The organism is Rhodopila sp. (assembly GCF_035548095.1).
In the GTDB taxonomy this organism is placed as follows: domain Bacteria; phylum Pseudomonadota; class Alphaproteobacteria; order Acetobacterales; family Acetobacteraceae; genus Rhodopila.
Genome location: NZ_DASZUV010000012.1, coordinates 40,473 through 58,698, shown reverse-complemented (window position 1 = coordinate 58,698; position 18,226 = coordinate 40,473). Strand labels below are relative to the sequence as shown.

Sequence of the window (18,226 nt, the reverse complement as noted above, 5' to 3'; positions counted from 1 at the left end):
GTCTGGGTTTGACCGGCGCCGTTTCTTGACACACGTGACGTTACGCCAGTCCTACCATTCCCTTACCGTCATGGTCGGCGAAAGCCGGCCATTGACGGGGCAAGCGGGGAAGGCGGGCAGGCTTACGCCGGCTTGAAGAACGGCAAGGACGGACCGTCCTCGGTCTTCACGAAGGTTACCACGACATCCTGGCCGATCTTCAGGTCCTTGTAGTCGCAGTCGACGATGTTGGTCAGCATCGTCGGCCCTTCCGCCAGCGTCACATAGGCGATGGTGTAGGGCGGGCTGGCGCGTTCCAGCGTGGACAGGGAGTAGATCTTGCCCTTGCCGGAGGCCTGCTTCCACTCGGTGTCGCCGAAGCAGAACGGGCACAGGCTGCGCGGGTAGAAATGCGCCTTGCCGCACTTCGTGCAGGTCTTGATCATCAGCTTGCCCTGATCCGCGCCCTCGAAGAACGGCTTGGTCTCGGGGTTGGTGTCAGGCGTCCCAACGAACGGGATCTTTCGTGCAACGTAGGCCATGGACGATTACTCCCGTTCCAGGATGACAGTGCTGCCGCAATGGCGGGTGCCCAGCGAGCCGCCGGTGCCATGCGCGATCGCCAGGTCGCAGTTCTTCACCTGCACCTGCGGATGCGCCTCACCGCGCAGCTGCCGCACCGCCTCGATGATCTTGGTGATGCCGCCGCGGTTTGCCGGGTGGTTGGAGCAGAGCCCGCCGCCATCGGTGTTGAACGGCAGCTTGCCGGTGCCGGAGATCAGGTTGCCGTCCTGCACGAACTTGCCGCCCTGGCCCTTCTCGCAGAAGCCCAGGTCTTCCAGCTGCATCAGCACGGTGATGGTGAAGCTGTCGTAGATCGAGGCGTATTTGATGTCGGTCGGCTTGATGCCGGCCATCTCCCACGCCGGCGGGCCGGACCAGCGGGCCGCGGTGTAGGTCAGGTCGACCTGCCCGCCCATCTGGTGCTTCGGCGATTCGCCGACGCCGATCACCTTCACCAGCGGCCGCTTCAGGCTCTTGGCGATTTCCGGCCGCGTCACGATCAGCGCGCCGCCGCCGTCCGAGATCACGCAGCAGTCCAGCCGGTGCAGGGGCGTGGACACCATGGGGGAGGACACCACGTCCTGCACCGTGACCACGTCCCGCAGCATCGCGTTCGGGTTGTACTGCGCGTGGGTGGACGCGGCGACCTTGATCCAGGCCAGCTGCTCGCTGGTGGTGCCGTACTCGTGCATGTGGCGCGCGGCGCACATGGCGTACTGGTTCACCACGGTCGGGCCGTACGGATACTCGAACTGGTTCACCGGATCGACCGGGCTGCCGGCGCGCGGCGCGGTGCCGGTGGCCATGCCCTCGCTGCGCGGACGCCCGGCCAGCGTGATCAGCGCCACGTTGCAGCGGCCGGCCGCGATCGACTCCAGCGCGTGGCCGACCGCCACCTGGTACGACGACCCGCCGACATCGGTGCTGTCGATATGGCGGACCTTCAGGTTCAGGTAGTCGACCATCGACAGGCCGCCGAGCGAGCCCGGTGCGTCACCGGCGCAGAAATATCCGTCGACGTCGTCCTTGGTCAGCCCGGCATCTTCCAGCGCGCCCTTGGCGCACTCGGCGTGGAGCAGGGCGACCGATTTGTCCGTCGCCTTGCGCGTGGGGTGTTCCCATGCCCCCACGATATAGCCCGCACCCTTCAAACTCATGCTTCGCTCCCCATCAGGGCTGTTGCGGCTGCCCCCATTCGACCGGCGATGCGGGGCAACCCATGTTCCGCCGTCGCGGCCCGGATTATACCCATCGGTAAAGCTTCGGCTACCCCGCCGCCCTGACGCGGTCCGGCGCCGTCCGCCTGCCGTTGCGGCATGCCCCCCTCGTCCTCGTCCCGTTCCCGCCGGATTGCCCGCGCGATCTTACCGGCCATGTCCGTTCAGTTTCAAATTATGTCCAGGGCCAGCCGAGCCTTGTTTGTGATACAACTGAAGTGCAAGGGTCTTCCATCGAGGCAAAAGGTGCGACATGGACACGTCTTCGCGTATCGCGGTCGTGGAGGATGATCCGGACGTCAGTCGGATGATGGTCTCCTGCATGACGGAGCATGGGTTCGAGGTGACGCCGGCCGCCAATGGCCGCGACCTGGATCGCGTGATGTCGTCGGAGAAGATCGACCTCGTGATCCTCGATGTCGGCCTGCCGGGAGAGGACGGGCTGAGCATCTGCCGCCGCCTGCGCGGCAAGTCCTCGGTGCCGATCATCATGGTGACCGGCCGCGGCTCCGATACCGACCGCATCGTCGGGCTGGAGATCGGCGCCGACGACTATCTGCCGAAGCCCTTCAACCCGCGTGAGCTGGTCGCCCGCGTCAAGGCGGTGATGCGCCGCAGCGCCATGGCGGAGCGCCAGCAGGCCGACACCGCCCGGGTGATGATGTTCGAGGGGTGGAAGCTCGACCTTGCCCGCCGGCAGCTGTTCGACCCGGACGGCCAGCCGCGCTCGCTGACCAGCGGCGAGTTCAACATCCTGGCGATCTTCTGCAACAACCCGCGCAAGGTGCTGTCGCGGGATGAGCTGCTGGACCAGCTGCACGGCCGCGCGGCGGCGGTGTTCGACCGCAGCGTGGATGTGCAGATCAGCCGGCTGCGCCGCAAGATCGAGACGCGGACCAAGGACCCGTCTTTCATCAAGACGATCCGCTATGGCGGCTATTTCTTCACGCCCCAGGTCACGGTGATTCACGATAACTGACGGCAAAAACTGACGGCAGAACAGCTGACGGGCAAAACAACTGACGGGCAAACCGTCCCGCGCACGTGCTAAGCAGCCTGGGCGTCCCCCCGGACGTACACCGCTCCGAAGGCATCGCCCATGGTCCCGCGTCTGCTCTGTGTCCTGCTGCTTCTGTTTGCCGCGCTGGGGCAGGGCGCCGCCCGGGCCGATGAGCCGCTGCCGCCCGGCCTGCGGGCCGACAGCCAGGTTTGGCTGCGGGGCCTGACCAGGGCGTTTCCCGCCGGCGCCTCGGCCCAGCAGCGCAAGGACGCGGACCAGCAGGCGGCCCAGGCGCTTGCCCGCAAGGACACCGCCGCCGCCGTCGGCGCGCTGGAACGCCGCGTCGGCATGGGCGACGTCCCGGCGGACACGCTGGTCGCCCTCGGTCAATTGTATGTTGAGCGCACGCCGCCCGACTGGCGCCGGGCGCTGGCCGCCGGCACCCGCGCCTATGAGGCCGCCGATTCGGATGCGGCGCAGCTGCCCGCGCTCCAGCTCATCGCCCGCGCCCTGCGCGGCCAGGGGATGAACGAAGCCGCGATCCCGGTGCTGGAGGCGGTGATCCAGCGTGCCGACACGCCGGAGAACAAGGCGCTGCTGGCCGACGCCCAGCGCGCCGCCGGCGTCCGCCTGCGCGCGGTCCGGCTGGAGCCTGAAGCCGAACCCGCTCGGGCCTGCGTCGCCTTCACCGTGCCGCCGACGCGGCGCACCGATTTCCAGCCGCAGGACTGGGTGCGGCTGGAGCCGCCGGTGGCCGGCGCCGCCGCCACGCTGGAAGGGCGGGAGATCTGCGTCTCCGGCCTGCCCTGGGGCGCGACCACGCGGCTGGTGTTCCGGTCCGGCCTGCCAGCGGAACAGGACATGGCCCTGGCCGGCGACCTGACCGTGCCGGTGGCGATGCCGGACCGCCGGCCGCGGATCGATTTCGACACCCGCTTCTATATCCTGCCACGCGGCCAGGCACCCGCCGTGACCCTGTCCACCGTCAACCTGTCCGCGGTTGACCTGAAGCTGATGCGGCTGACGGAGCGCAACATCCCGCCCTTCCTGCGCGACCAGAAGCTGGGGGAGCCGGTGTCCCGCTACACCGCCGACGACATCGGCGACACCAATGGCCGCGTCGTCTGGGAAGGCAAGGCCGACATCCCCGATTGGCAGCGCAACCGCACCGCCCGGACCAGGGTGCCGTTCCCCGAATCGCTCGCGTCCGGCGGCCCCGGCCTGTATGCGCTGCTGGCCACGCCCGGCGACGGCACCCGCGAATACGGCGCCGCCTCGGTGCAGATGGTGCTCCGCACCGACCTGGCGCCGACCGTCTGGCGCGGGTCGGACGGGCTGACGGTGCAGGTCCGCTCCTATGCCGACGCGGCGCCGCGCGCCGGCGTCCGGCTGGTCCTGCTGGCCCGCAACAACGATGTCCTGGGCGAGGCCGCCACCGACAATGACGGCGTCGCCCGCTTTCCCGCCGCCCTGCTGCGCGGCGAGGGACCGCTGGCCCCGTCGGTGCTGCACGCGTTCGGGCCGCAGGACGACTTCACCGCGCTGGACCTGACCGTCGCCGCCTTCGACCTGTCGGATCGCGGCGTCTCCGGCCAGCCGAATCCGGGCCCGATCGACTCCTTCGTCTGGCTCGACCGCGGCATCTACCGGCCGGGCGAGACGGTGCAGGTGATGGCGCTGCTGCGCGACGCGGCCGGCCAGTCGCTGGACATCCCCGCCCGCGTCACCGTGCGCCGTCCGAACGGCCAGGTCTTCCTGCAGGCCACGCCGCCGCGCCTGCCGGACGGCGCGCTGCACCTGCCGGTGGTCCTGTCGCGCGGCGCCGCCGCCGGCACCTGGACCATCGAGCTGCAGGCCGATCCGTCCCGGCCGCCGATCGGCACCGCCGAATTCCGCGTCGATACCTTCGTGCCGGACCGGTTGGCGGTGGAAACGCCGGACCTGCCCAAGGCGCTGCCGGTCGGCCGCAAGACCACCATCCCGGTCACCGCCCGCTTCCTGTATGGCGCCCCGGCGGCACAGCTCAGCGCCTCGGCGACGATGCGGCTGGTGGCGGACCCGCTGCCCTTCGCCGACCGCGCGGGCTGGCGCTTCGGCCTGGCGGATGAGCCCTTCGCGCCGGATCAGCGCGACCTGCCGGTGCCGAACACGGACGGGGACGGCCGCACGGCGGTGGTGGTCGGCCTGGACCAGGTGCCGGATACCACGCGGCCGCTGAAGGCGGAGCTGGACATCGCGGTGAACGACCCGTCCGGCCATGCCTCGCATGCCGCCGCCAGCCTGCCGGTGCGCGGCACCGCGCCGCTGATCGGCATCCGCCCGGCGTTTCCCGATGACGCGGTGAACCTGGGTTCCGAGGCGGGCTTCGACATCCAGGCGCTGACGCCCGACGGTGTGCCCACGACGATGCAGGCGCGGCTGCGCCTGGTCCGCGAACGCCCCGACTGGCGCCTCGTCAGCCGCGATGGCACCGCCCGGTATGAGACGGTGTGGCGCGACGAGCCGCTGGAGACCCGCGCCTTGTCCCTGGATGCCGGCGCGCCGGTGCATGTCGGGCGCAAGCTGCCCTGGGGCCGCTACCGGATCGAGGTCTCCGAGGCCGGCGGCATGGCCATCACCTCCTATCGGTTCCGCTCCGGCTGGGCCAGCGGTGACAGCCCGGATGTGCCGGACCGGGTGGACGTGTCGGTCGACCGCAAGACGGTGCCGGCCGGCGGGTCGGTCAGCGTGCACATCGATCCGCCCTTCGCCGGCCAGGCCACGCTGCTGGTGCTGACCGACAAGGTGCAGATGCTGAAGACCCTGAACGTCCCGGCCGGCGGCACCGACGTCACCGTGCCGGTCTCGGCCGACTGGGGGCCGGGCGCCTATGTCACGGTGCACGTCTTCCGCGGCGGCCAGGGCGACAAGCGGCCGAACCGCGCGATCGGCCTCGCCTGGGTCGGCATCGACCCGGCGGCACGCACGCTGCCGGTCGTGTTCGACGCGCCGGCGCGCGCCGCCCCGCGCCGCAGGCTGGTCGTGCCGGTGCACACCGCGCCGGGCGCCTGGGTCAGCGTCGCCGCGGTGGATGAGGGCATCCTGCGCCTGACCCGCTTCGCCTCTCCCGACCCGGTGCCGCATTTCCTCGGCCGCCGCCTGCTGGGGATGGATATCCGCGACGACTGGGGCCGGCTGCTGGCCCCGGCCGACGGCACCCCGACCCTGCTGCGCCAGGGCGGCGATGCGTTCGGCACCATGCCGCGGGAGGACCCGACCCGCACCGTCACCCTGTTCGTGCCGCCGGTCCAGGCCGGGCCGGACGGGACGGCGGTGATCCCGCTGGATATCGGCGACTATAACGGCCAGGTGCGGCTGATGGCGGTCGGCTGGCAGGGCACGCGGATCGGTGGCGGCGCCACCGACGTCACGGTGCGCGACCCGCTGATCGCCGAGGCGCTGCCACCCCGCTTCCTCGCCCCCGGCGACGAGGTGCGCCTGCCCGTGCTGCTGCACAATCTGGATCTGCCAGCGGGCGAGGCCAGCGCGGCGATCAGCCTGGAAGGCCCGGTGGCGCTGACCGGGCCAGACCGGCTGAGCACCACCCTGGCCCCGGGTGCCAGCGCGCTGCCGTTCACCACGCTGAAGGCGACCGGCGCCGGCACCGCGGTCATCCGGCTGGCCGCCAGCGGCCCCACCGGGTTCCGGGTCGACCACGAATGGAGGCTGACGGTGCGGCCGGCGCGTCCCGCCGTCTCGGTGGTCAGCGGCCGCGACGTGGCGCCGGACACCGAGGTGTCGTTGCCGGTCGCCGCCGCGTCCTTCCTGCCCGGCACCTGGGCGGCGACCGCCAGCTTCGGCGCGCCGGTGCGCTATGACGTCGCGGCGCTGACGCAGGCGCTGGCCGACTACCCGATGACCTGCCTGGAACAGGTGACCAGCCGCGGCCTGCCGCTGGCCATGCTGCCCGAGGGCATGGCGGGCGGCATGGCCGCGACGGGCGACCAGGCCGGCCGGCTGCAGGCCGCGGTGGCGGCGGTGCTCGACCGGCAGCGCTATGACGGCGCCTTCGCCTTGTGGCGCGCCGGCGGCGAGGCGCAGCCCTGGCTGACCAACTACGCCCTGGAATTCCTGCTGCGCGCCCGCAAGGCCGGCGCGGCGGTCCCCCAGGCCGCCCTGGATGCCACCCTGAAATACCTGACCGGCGACATGGAAGGGCCCGACAACACGCCGGAAGGACGCGCCGAGTTCGCCTATCGCCTGTATGTCCTGGCCCTGGCCGGCCGCGGCGAGCCCGGCGCCGCCCGGGTGCTGTTCGAGCAGCTGAAGACCCTGCCGACCCCTCTGTCGCGGGCGCAGCTGGGCGCCGCGCTGGCCCTGGCGCATGACATGCCGCGCGCCGAGACCGCCTTCGCCGCCGCGGCATCCGCGCCGGTGCGGAACTGGTGGGCCTTCGATTACGGCACCACCCTGCGGGACCGGGCCGCGACCCTGGTGCTGATGAAGGAGAATGGCGCCGCGCCGGACCGCATCGCGCTGCTGGCCGCCGCGCTGCCCGGTCCCGACCTGGTGCCGCAGCGGCTGAACACGCAGGAGCAGGCGTGGCTCGTCGCCGCCGCCGCGGTGCTGGGCCGTGACGGGACGCCGGTCCGCGTGGCGCTGAACGGGACGCCGCTCCCCGAGGCGCCGGTGGTCTCGGCGCCGCTGACCCAGGACGGGTCGGTGCGGAACCTGGGGCATAAGCCGGTCTGGGCCAGCGTGGCCTCGACCGGCATTCCGGCCACGCCGCTGCCGGCCTCGCGCAGCCAGATGCAGGTGCGCCGCCGCTTCCTGGCCATGAGCGGCGAGACGCTGAACCTGGACACGCTGCGGCAGAACGCGACGTTCGTCCTGGTGCTGGAAGGCAAGGTGGAGGACGGGCAGCCGCACCGCGTATTGCTGAGCCAGGGCTTGCCGGCGGGCTGGGAGGTGGTCGGGCGCATCCCCGACGCGGCCGCCGCCGGCCTGCCCTGGCTGACCGGCCTGACCGATGTCGAGGCCCAGTCCGCCGCCGAGGACCGTTTCGCCGCCGTGATCGTCCTGGACAAGGACACGCCCGATTTCCGCGTCGCCGTGCGGCTGCGGGCGGTGACACCCGGTTCCTTTGAGCTGCCGGGCGCCGAGGTATCCGATATGTACATCCCCGCCGTCTACGCGCGGCAGGGCGTCAACCGCATCCAGGTCCTGCCGCCGGAATGAAACGCCGGCGGGAAGCCGGCCGGCCGATCGCCAGCCCGCCGGCGCCAGCCTCTCCCGTTGGCGCGGGGACGGACCCGCCGGTTCCGGCCCCCGCCGTCGGTGCGGATTCGGGCCTGGCGGGACCAACCCCTCCCATTGGCGCGGGCCGGCGGCATCGAGCGCCGGTCCGCCGAACGCCGCTCCGCCGAGCGGGCTGGCGCCGGGCTGCCGGCCTCCTGCTGGCCGTCCTGGCCGTTCTGGCCGTCCCGGCCGGCGGGGCCGTCGTCCTGGATCGGCTGTTCCCGCCCGACCTGTCCCGCCTCAGCGCCACCGGCACCGAGATCGTCGATCGCCAGGGCCGCCTGGTCGCCCTGCGCCCGGCCCAGGGCGGCATCTGGCGGCTGCGCGTCACCGCGGACGACGTCTCGCCGGTGCTGCTGGAGATCCTGGTCGCCACCGAGGATCGCCGGTTCTGGCATCACTTCGGAATCGATCCGGTCGCCATCGCCCGCGCGGCGCTGTCCGACCTGCGCGCCGGCCGGATCGTCTCCGGCGGCTCGACCCTCACGATGCAGGCCGCTCGGCTGCTCGAACCGCGACCGCGCACATGGCGCAGCAAGGTTCTGGAGATTGCCCGGGCGCTGCAACTGGAGGCGCATTTCACCAAGCGCGACATCCTGGGCATCTGGCTGACCCTGGCGCCGATGGGCGGCAACCTGGAAGGCGTGCGCGCCGGCAGCCTGGCCTGGTTCGGTGCCGAACCGCGGCTGCTGGACCCCGCCCAAGCCGCGCTGCTGGTGGCGATCCCGCGCCGGCCGGAGGCGCTGCGGCCCGACCGCCACGCCGAGCGCGCGCGGCTGCTGCGAGACCGCATCCTGGCCGCCATGGACCATGGCGAGGGCGGCGCGCCAGCCCCGCTGACCCTGGCCGCAGCCGCGATCCTGGACGCCGGCATGCCGCGGGCGCGGCAGCCGATGCCCCGCCATGCGATGCCTGCCTTCGCAGGCATGCCCGCCGGCCCGCATCCGTCCGACCTGCCCACCGGAGCCCTGCCCCCCGGCACCCGCGTCGTCACCACGTTGGACCTGCCGCTGCAACTGGCGCTGGAACGGCTGGCGGCGGAGCGTCTGGCCACCTTGCCGCCCCGCGTGTCGCTGGCCCTGCTGATCGCCGATGCCCGGACGCGGGAGGTCCTGGCGATCGTGCCGGGCGATCCGCGCGGCGGCGAGGCGCGGGCGGCGGCGCTGGACCTGACCCGAGCGGTGCGGTCGCCAGGGTCGGCGCTGAAGCCGTTCATCTATGGGCTGGCCTTCCAGGATGGCCGGGTCGGCCCCGAAACGGTGCTGGACGATCTGCCGCGCCGCTTCGGCGGCTATGCGCCGGAGAACTTCGACCATGGCTTCCACGGCGTGGTGACCGCCGCCGACGCGCTGCGGCGGTCGCTGAACCTGCCGGCGGTGGCGCTGCTGGACCGCGTGGGGCCGCTGCGCTTCCTGGAGGCGCTGCGGGTCGCCGGCGTGCCGTTGGTGCTGCCGCGCCATGCCGCGCCCTCCCTGCCGCTGGCGCTGGGCGGCGGCGGCATCACCCTGCGCCAGGCGGCCGGTCTGTATGCCGCGCTGGCGACCGACGGGCAGATGGCGGCGCTGCGCCTGTTCGCCGGCCAGCCGTTGGACTTGCGCCCGTTCCTGGACCCGCGCGCGGCGGCGACCGTGGCGGACGTGCTGACCCAGCGCCTGCCCGACCGCGGCCAGTCCGGCATTGCCTGGAAGACCGGCACCAGTTGGGGCGGCCGCGATGCCTGGGCGCTGGGCTTCGACCGGCGGCATGTCGTCGGCGTCTGGGTCGGCCGGCCGGACGGCACCGCGATCCCCGCCGCGACGGGCCTATCGCTGGCGGTGCCGCTGCTGAGCCATGTCTTCGACCTGCTGCCGCCGGCCCCGCGTGCCGCGCCGCCGCCGGCGTTGACGGCGCCGGCGTTGACGGCGCCGATCGGCCTCGCCGGCCAGGCGGCACCCCGGTCCGACGCGCTGCACCTGCTGTTCCCGCCCGATCGGGCGGTGCTGTCCGATGCCGGCGCGGTGACCCTGCGCACCATGGGCGGGCGCCGCCCCTTGACCTTCCTGGTCGACGGCACCCCGCTGGACAGCGACGCCGCGCGGCGGGAGGCGTCGTGGCTGCCGCCTTCGCCGGGCTTCTACCGGATCACCGTGGTGGACGCGGACGGCGCTGCGGCACAGGCCTCGGTGCGGGTGCGCTGACCGTTCCCGGCGGCGGCATGCCGGTCGTGGCGACATTGCCGGTGCCGCATGGCTGAGCCGGCCAGCCGGCGGTTGCGGGATGGACCGTTGCGGGCCAGGATAGGCGCTTCGCCAACTTGTTTCGGGAACCGTCCAGGACAATGTCACGTTTCGCCGGCCTCACGCCGCTGCTTGCGCCGCAATCCATTGCCGTCGTCGGCGCATCCTCGGATGCCACCCGCATCGGCGGCCGGCCGATCGCCTATATGAAGGCGCAGGGCTTCCAGGGCACGCTGTATCCGATCAACCCGAACCGCGCCGAGATCCAGGGCATCAAGGCCTATCCCTCGGTCGGCGCGCTGCCGGAAACGCCGGATGCCGCGATCGTTGCGGTGCCGGCCGAGCTGGCCACCCAGGCGATCCAGGATCTGGCCAGCCGGGGCTGCAAGGCCGTGGTGATGTTCACCGCCGGCTTTGCCGAAATGGATGAGGCGGGGGCCGAGGCGCAGAAGAAGCTGGTCGACATCGCCAAGGCCTCGGGCATGCGCCTGCTCGGCCCCAACTGCCTGGGCGTGTTCGACGCGCGGCGGTCGTACTACGCGACCTTCTCCTCCTCCTTCGATTCCGGCTGGCCGGTCATGGGACGGATCGGCATCGCCTCGCAGTCCGGCGCTTACGGCACGCATCTGTATACGCTGGCCCGCAACCGCGGCATCGGCGCCTCGCTGTGCGTCATGACCGGCAATGAGGCGGACGTGACGGTCGGCGAGTGCATCGGCTGGCTGGCCGAGAACCCGGACGTGGACGTCATCGCCGTCTATGCCGAGGGCATCCGCGAGTCCGCGGGCCTGGTCGCCGCGCTGCAGGCGGCGCGCGAGGCCCGCAAGCCGATCGTGATGCAGAAGGTCGGCCGCAGTGAGCTGGGCGGCAAGGCGGCGCAGTCGCACACCGCCTCCATCGCCGGCGACGACGCGGTGACCGAGGCGGTGATGAACGAGTTCGGGGTGTTCCGGGCGGTGAACTCGGAGCAGATGCTGGACATCGCGCATACCGCGACGCGGAAGATCTATCCGGTGAGGAATACGCTGGGCGTCATCACCGTATCCGGCGGCGCCGGCGTGCTGATCAGCGATTCGGCCGAGGCGCTGGGGCTAGAGATGCCGGAGATGCCGGCGGCGGCGCAGAAGCGGCTGCGTGAGCTGGTGCCGTTCTGCGCCCCGCGCAACCCGGTGGACGCGACCGCCCAGGTGTCCAACGACGTGACCCTGGTGAAGACCTTCACCGAATCGATGGTCCGTGACGGCGGCTATTCCTCGGTGCTGGGCTTCTTCAGCATGACCGCGTCGTCCCGCCGCTGGCCGGCGATCCGCGAGCAGCTCAACCAGGTGAAGGCCGAGAACCCGGACCGGCTGTATGTGCTGTCGGTCATCGTGCCGCCGGAAGGCCGGGCGGAGCTGGAGGCCGATGGCTGGGTGGTGCATGAGGACCCGACGCGGGCGGTGACGGCGATCGACGCGATGGGTCGTTTCGGCGCCGCCTTCGCCGCGCCGAAGCCCGCGCCGGCCCCGGCCGTGCCGAAAGTGACGCTGCCGGCGGCGACGCCGACCGAGGCCGAGGCGAAGAAGCTGCTGGCCGAGGCCGGCGTGCCGTCGGCGCCCGAGGCCGCCTGCGCCACCGCCGACGAGGCCGTTGCCGCGGCCGAACGGTTCGGCTTCCCGGTGGTGATGAAGATCCTGTCCCCCGACATCCTGCACAAGTCGGAGATCGGCGGCGTGCTGCTGGACGTGGCCGATGCGGACGCGGTGCGCGAGGGCTTTGCCCTTCTGCTGGACCGCGCGAAGAGCGCCGCCCCCACCGCGCGGATCGAGGGCGTGCTGGTGGCCAAGCAGCTCAAGGGCGGGGTGGAGTGCATCATGGGCATCATCCGCGACCCGGTGTTCGGGCCGATGGCGATGTTCGGCCTCGGCGGCATCTTCGTGGAGATCCTGAAGGACGTGGTGTTCCGCCGCTGCCCGTTCGGCGAGGACGTGGCGGAGCAGATGATCCGCTCGATCAGGGGCGCGCCACTGCTGCAGGGCGCGCGCGGCCGCCCCCCGGCGGACATCAAGGCGCTGGCGACGATGCTGTCCCGCCTGTCCGCCTTCGCCGCGGCGGCGGGGGACAAGCTGGTGTCGATCGACCTGAACCCGGTCTTCGCGATGCCGGACGGGCAGGGCGCCTTCGCCGCCGACGCGGTGATCGAGGTGGCGGAGTAACGTTCTGGCTCCGGCCCGGCTCCGGCGGGGCGCGGCGACGCGTCCCCGCGCCGGGCGGGCCGGCTTGAAGCCGGCGGCCGGCAGGCTCGTTGCGTTCACCTATGTTCCGCTTCCCGCCGCCCATTCGCGCAGCAGCGCGATCAGGCGGGCGGCGCCGGCCTCCGGGGCACCATCGTTCACGATCGTCGTCGTGGGCACGCCCTCGGGCAGCGCCACATCCCGCGCGAGACGGGCGGCAATGTCGGCCGCGGTCTCCCGCCCACGGCCGGCCAGGCGGGCGGCCAGCACCTCCGGCGGGGCGGTGACCAGCACCACCCGCACCGGAAACCGCGCGGCGGCCTCGGCGATGACGCCGCGCGACACGTTCGCCACCACGACATGGCCGCGCGCCAGGTCCGCGCCGATCTGCGTCGGAATGCCGTACCGCAGGCCGTGCGCGGTCCATTGCAGGGCGTGGTTCCGGCGGCCGAACTCGGCCCCGGTCACCGCCTCATGGTCCTCGCCCCCGGCATCGGCGGGGCGGGTGATCACCCGGCGGACGAAGCGCACCCGGGCCTCCCCGCTCAGCCCCTCCCGCGCCAGCCGCAGCAGCGTGTCCTTGCCCGCGCCGCTCGGCCCGACTACCAGAACTAGCATGGTTTCCCCCAACGCGACCGAAGGACGCAGCGCATGTTCACCACCCGGCCCGAGATAGCCGGTACATTCGGCGTTGTCGCCAGCACGCACTGGCTCGCCAGCCAGGTCGGCATGGCGGTGCTGGAACGCGGCGGCAATGCGTTCGACGCCGCGACCGCCGCCGCCTTCACCCTGCATGTCGCGGAGCCGCACCTGAACGGCCCCGGCGGCGACGCGCCGATCATCCTGCACAGCGCGGTCAGCGGCCGACAGCACGTGATCTGCGGCCAGGGCCCGTCGCCCGCCGCCGCGTCGATCGAGGCGTTCGAGAAGCTCGGCCTGGACCTGGTGCCCGGCACCGGCCTGCTCTGCGCCGTGGTGCCCGGCGCCTTCGACGCCTGGTGCGTCATGCTGCGCGACTGGGGTACCTGGGAGCTGGCGGATGTCCTGGCCTATGCGATCGGCTACGCCCGCAACGGCGTGCACGTCGTGCCACGGGTCAGCGCCACCATCTCCCGCGTCCGGCCGCTGTTCCAGGAAGCCTGGCCGACCTCCGCCGAGGTGTTCCTGGTAAATGGCGACGCCCCGGCGCCCGGTTCGCTGTTCCGCCGTCCGGCGCTCGCCGACACCTACGAGCGGCTGGTCGGCGAAGCGGTCGGCGCCACCCGGGAAGGCCGGATCGATGCCGCCCGCGCCGCCTGGTACAAGGGCTTCGTGGCCGAGGCGGTGGACAAGTTCTTCCGGGGCCAGGACATCCTGGACACCTCCGGCCGGCGCCATCGCGGCCTGCTGACGGCGGATGACTTCGCCATCTGGTCCGCCTCGGTCGAGGAGCCGCTGGCCTATGACTACCGCGACCACACGGTGCTGAAATGCGGGCCGTGGAGCCAGGGACCGGTGTTCCTGCAGCAGCTCGCGCTGCTGCGGGGCTTCGACCTGGGCGACCTGGACCCGGTCGGCGGGGAGTTCGTGCACCTGGTGACCGAGGCGGCGAAACTCGCCTATGCCGACCGGGAAGCCTATTACGGCGACCCCAATTTCGTGTCGGTGCCGATGGAGACGCTGCTGTCGGACGACTACAACGGCAATCGCCGCCGGCTGATCGCGGAAACCGCGTCCGCCGCGCTGCGCCCGGGCAGCATCCCGGGCTACGCGGCCGAGGTCGATCATCACGCCGCCGACCGGCTGGCCCTGCTGGACGACGATGCCGCGGCCGGCGCCGGCGAGCCGACCCTGGCGCGGCTGGGCGCCAGCGGCGGCGACACCTGCCACATCGATGTCATCGACCGCTTCGGCAACATGGTCAGCGCCACACCCTCGGCCGGGTGGCTGCAATCCTCCCCGGTGATCCCCGAGCTGGGGTTCCCGATGGGCTCACGCGGGCAGATGTTCTGGCTGAAGCCCGGCCTGCCGAACAGCCTGGAGCCCAGCAAGCGGCCGCGCACCACGCTGTCGCCCAGCTTCGCGCTGCGGGACGGCGAGCCATGGATGGCGTTCGGCACGCCGGGCGGGGAGCAGCAGGACCAGTGGTCCACCATCATGTTCCTGCGCATGGTGCATCACGGGCTGGGCATCCAGCAGGCGATCGACCTGCCGTCGTTCCACTCGGAGCATTGGCCGTCCAGCTTCTGGCCGCGCGTGGCGCGTCCCGGCAAGCTGGTGCTGGAAGGCCGCTTCGCCGATGACGTGCTGGAGGACCTGCTGGCGCGCGGCCACGACGCGTCGAGGGGCGAGGACTGGAGCGAGGGCCGCCTGTCCGGTGCGCGCATCGAGGCGGATGGACAGATGTATGCCGGCGCCAATCCGCGCGGCATGCAGGGCTATGCGGTCGGCCGCTGATGCGGACGCTGCGCCAACCGGGACCGGTGCATCCGGCGCGGATCGAGGCATTTGCCGCGGCGCCCCGCCGCCTGACCCTGACCCTGCCGGCCGGTGCCTCGCTGCAACAGGCGGTGGCCGAGCCGCTGGCGGCAGCCGGCTTCCAGTGCGCCACCGTCAGCTTCGCCGGCGCGGCGCTGAACCCGTTCCGCTACGTGATGCCGAACCCCTCGCCGGATCAGGCGCATGTCGCCTGGTTCTCGGCCACGCAGGCGCCAGAGGGAACCAGCCGGATCGAGCTGGCGAACGCGACCTTCGGCTGGGCGGATGCCGCGCCCGCGATCCATTGCCATGCCGTCTGGCACGAGCCGGACGGCGCCCGCCGCGGCGGGCATATCCTGCCGGCGGACACGTATCTGAGCGCCCCGGCCGAGGCCACCGCCTGGGGGTTCCGACAGGTCCGCATCGCGACGCGGGCCGATCCGGAAACGAATTTCTCACTGTTCCAGCCGTCGGAGTTCCAGCCATCAGAGGTCCAGCCGCCGGGGTTCCACCCATCGGGCGAGCCCGCCCCGGGGACATCGGACATACCGGGGACATCGGGCGTGGTGGCCCGGGTGAAGCCGAACCAGGATATCCTGGCCGCCATGGAAACGGTGGCGGCGGCGCATGGCATGCGCGACGCGGTGGTGCGCGGCAGCCTGGGGAGCCTGGTCGGCGCGTGTTTCACGGATGGCACGACCGTGCCGGACGATGCGACCGAGGTGCTGGTGCGCCGGGGCTTCGTGCGCGACGGCAGGGCGGCGCTGGACCTGCTGGCCGTGGATATGCGGGGGCGCGTGCATGAGGGCTGGCTGGCCCGCGGCGCCAACCCGGTCTGTATCACCTTCGACCTGTTCCTGCAGGCGTCCGCCGGCGGTTAGAAGGCCTTGCCGGCGGCCGTTTTGCTTGCCGGCACGGCCTTCCAACCGCCGGCTTCAGGCGATCGCGCCTATGACGCCAGGCGGCGCGGCGGCGCGGTCTCCTGTCCCGCGCGGATGCCGCGCGGGGTCCGTTCCGCCTCGGCGATCACCCGGTCCGCCAACGCGGAATCGGCCAGTGTCGCGCGGACGGCGCGGGCGGTTTCGGCCATCTCATCGTGCTCGGATCGGATGGCCGGGTCCGCCGCTCCCCGCGGGTCGTGCCCGGCGCGCGGCGGATGGGGCGGAATCGATTTTTGGCCGAAAGGACTTGGGCCGAAAGGACTCGGGCCGAAAGGATGCGACCCGGCGGGATGCGGCCCGGAAGAGGCAACCGCCGCCGGTGCGGGCTGGATCGAGCCGTCCGGCCCGGACGCCGCCGATCCGGCCTCGGCCGCCGGCACCGGGACCTGGGACGCCGCGCCACTGCCCTGCCGACCCGGGCGGCCGGCCGGCGCCAGGCTCCGTGCGGAGTCCGTGACCGCCGCGGCCGCGGTCTCACGCGCCGCCATGGCAGGCGCCGGCATGCCCGATGCGGGGCGCCCGGGCTTCGCCGCGTCGTGGTCCGGCTTGTCCGCCGGCTCGGGCCGCATCGACGCCAGCAGCCGGCGCGCCGCCCGCTCCGACCGCAGCATGGCGGCGGCGGAGGCGCGGCAGCGGCAGGCCTCCATCGGTGACAGCTCCGGGTTCATCGCATCGGCCAGCGCCAGCATCGCGTGCGTGCCGAAACCGACGATCTGCTGGGCCGTCCGCAGCTCCTCGATGGTCCGGGGGCTGAATTCCCGAAGCGCGGCGCCCGCCAGGTCCATGGCGCGTGCCCCGTCACCCTGCGTCAATGGTAGGAAAAGTTGCAGGGTGAGTGCCAGGAGAGGCGCAATCTGCGGAGACACCAGGATGCCTGGATCGTTCATGGATATCGAAGCTCGCTCGGGCTGACGGGGCTGCGCCGGAGAGTGGGGAGGCGTTGTCGGGATTTCAAGGCATTTATTCCTCAATGACGCTCGCGCGCGTGTGGAATCGCCGCCGGGACCGTCCGGCTCAGTCCGGCTTTGTTCCCACCACGCAATGCATCGGGTGCGCCATGAACAGCAGGCCCGAGGCCCTGGCATCGGCGGTCAGCCCCCGCCAGGCCGCGCGCTCGGCGTCGCCGAGCTGGGACAGGGCGTGGTCCTCCCGATACCGCCAGATCGAGCCGTCGGGGTGGTCCAGCGTGACCAGGCTGGGGAAGCAGCGCAGCGCGGTGAACCCGGCGTGCCGCATCCGCGGATACAGGCCGGCATCCGCCGTGCCCGCGGCAGCGACCGATTGCGGCGGCACCGTCACCTTGGCGGCGATCGCCGGCGGCAAGGGCAGGTTCCACCATTGCGGCAGGTCGATCGAGCGGACGATCACGCCCGCCGACCCGCCGGGCCGCAGCACGCGGAACAGTTCGCGCAGCGCCGCGGCGGCGTCGCACTCCTCCAGCACGGTGACGGTGAAGGCGCGGTCGAAGCTGGCATCGGCGAAAGGCAGGGCCTCCGCGTTGGCGAAGCGGAAGTCGATGCGGTCCCGCACGCCGTCCGCCGCGGCCAGGGCCGCCGCCTCGCGCAGCAGGAAGCGGTTCAGGTCGGTGGCGGTGATGCGCGCGCCCGGCCCCAGCCGCGCGGCCAGCAGGCGGTCCAGCGCGCCGGAGCCGCAGCCGACATCCAGGATGGCGTCGCCGGGGCAGACGCCCATCACGTCCCACAGCGTGCGCACCATGCCCTGGTAGCTGACCGAGGCCGCCCGGTCCTCCAGCGCCGCGACGCCGCCGACATGCCGGCCGCCCAGGATGATCACCGTCCAGTCCCGCGCCAGCGCCTGGACCGCCGGCTCCCACTGCGAGGGCGCGAGGAAGAACGGCAGCAGCACGAGCGGTGGTCCGCTGCCCAGGATGCGCCAGGTCACGCCGGCATGTTCGCCCTCGCCATTCGCCAGCCGCGCGGCGGGCAGCGGCGGCAACTGGCGGAACAGGGCCAGCAGCGCCTCGGTGCGGTCGGCGACGACATCGGCCCAGCCGGGCGCGTCATAGCCGTCGAGCACCACGCGCCGCGCGCCCGGCAGGCGTGCCGCCGCCTGCGCGGTGACCTGTGCGGTCAGCCCGGTGGCGCCGGACACCAGCACCATGCGGTCGGCCAGCGCGGCGAACGGCGCCGGGTCCAGCCGCGCGGGAACGCAGAGCAGCAGGCTGCCGATCCGCTCCCCGGCCTGAGCGGCCAGGTCGGCCACGTCGCCCGCCATCTGGGTGGCGACATGGGCCCGCCGCAGCCCCAGATGGTCCCATACCGCCAATAGCCGTTCATGCAACCGTGGCACGTGCATCCCCCCTCGTTTCCGTGTAAAGCGTCGCGGATTACCCGCTATCAAT

Annotated in this window: 11 protein-coding genes; 6 read left to right on the top strand and 5 right to left on the bottom strand. The window is 72.4% G+C overall.

The window, feature by feature from the left end; genetic code table 11:
• Positions 1-122: 122 nt before the first annotated feature.
• Positions 123-521, bottom strand: a complete 399-nt coding sequence (locus VHC04_RS10585; protein WP_325680866.1) for a Zn-ribbon domain-containing OB-fold protein — start codon at positions 519-521, stop codon at positions 123-125.
• A 6-nt stretch (positions 522-527) separates the two neighbouring features.
• On the bottom strand, positions 528-1,700 hold the full coding sequence (locus VHC04_RS10580; RefSeq protein ID WP_325680864.1) for a thiolase domain-containing protein: 1,173 nt from the start codon (positions 1,698-1,700) through the stop codon (positions 528-530).
• A 313-nt stretch (positions 1,701-2,013) separates the two neighbouring features.
• On the opposite strand from VHC04_RS10580, the gene VHC04_RS10575 reads away from it, so the two are divergent.
• The 4 genes from VHC04_RS10575 (at position 2,014) to VHC04_RS10560 (ending at position 12,448) form a co-directional block, all read left to right on the top strand.
• The gene (locus VHC04_RS10575; protein ID WP_325680862.1) at positions 2,014-2,739 is read left to right on the top strand and encodes a response regulator; all 726 of its coding nucleotides are present in this window, start codon (positions 2,014-2,016) and stop codon (positions 2,737-2,739) included.
• Between the two features lie 120 nt (positions 2,740-2,859).
• Positions 2,860-7,977 carry an alpha-2-macroglobulin gene (locus VHC04_RS10570; RefSeq protein ID WP_325680861.1) on the top strand — a complete coding sequence of 1,706 codons (5,118 nt, stop codon included), beginning with the start codon at positions 2,860-2,862 and terminating at the stop codon, positions 7,975-7,977.
• Entirely contained in the window at positions 7,974-10,214 is a 2,241-nt protein-coding gene (gene pbpC, locus VHC04_RS10565; protein WP_325680860.1) for a penicillin-binding protein 1C, read from the top strand. Before VHC04_RS10570 ends, pbpC begins: the two co-directional genes overlap by 4 nt.
• 140 nt (positions 10,215-10,354) lie before the next feature.
• Positions 10,355-12,448: an acetate--CoA ligase family protein gene (locus VHC04_RS10560; protein ID WP_325680858.1), complete on the top strand. Its 2,094-nt coding sequence runs from the start codon at positions 10,355-10,357 to the stop codon at positions 12,446-12,448.
• Between the two features lie 99 nt (positions 12,449-12,547).
• Here VHC04_RS10560 and phnN read toward each other — a convergent pair whose 3' ends face one another.
• Positions 12,548-13,084, bottom strand: a complete 537-nt coding sequence (gene phnN, locus VHC04_RS10555) for a phosphonate metabolism protein/1,5-bisphosphokinase (PRPP-forming) PhnN (RefSeq protein WP_325680856.1) — start codon at positions 13,082-13,084, stop codon at positions 12,548-12,550.
• A 33-nt stretch (positions 13,085-13,117) separates the two neighbouring features.
• Here phnN and VHC04_RS10550 point away from each other — a divergent pair, with 33 nt between their 5' ends.
• The gene (locus tag VHC04_RS10550) at positions 13,118-14,902 is read left to right on the top strand and encodes a gamma-glutamyltransferase family protein (protein WP_325680854.1); all 1,785 of its coding nucleotides are present in this window, start codon (positions 13,118-13,120) and stop codon (positions 14,900-14,902) included.
• A complete protein-coding gene (locus tag VHC04_RS10545) occupies positions 14,902-15,804 on the top strand; it encodes a hypothetical protein (protein WP_325680852.1) in 903 nt (300 codons plus the stop codon). Before VHC04_RS10550 ends, VHC04_RS10545 begins: the two co-directional genes overlap by 1 nt.
• Before the next feature lie 68 nt (positions 15,805-15,872).
• On the opposite strand, the gene VHC04_RS10540 is transcribed toward VHC04_RS10545, so the two are convergent.
• Together VHC04_RS10540 and VHC04_RS10535 are read right to left on the bottom strand one after the other, a co-directional pair.
• The gene (locus VHC04_RS10540) at positions 15,873-16,751 is read right to left on the bottom strand and encodes a hypothetical protein (protein ID WP_325680850.1); all 879 of its coding nucleotides are present in this window, start codon (positions 16,749-16,751) and stop codon (positions 15,873-15,875) included.
• Between the two features lie 127 nt (positions 16,752-16,878).
• Positions 16,879-18,174 carry a class I SAM-dependent methyltransferase gene (locus VHC04_RS10535; protein ID WP_325680848.1) on the bottom strand — a complete coding sequence of 432 codons (1,296 nt, stop codon included), beginning with the start codon at positions 18,172-18,174 and terminating at the stop codon, positions 16,879-16,881.
• Positions 18,175-18,226: the final 52 nt, after the last annotated feature.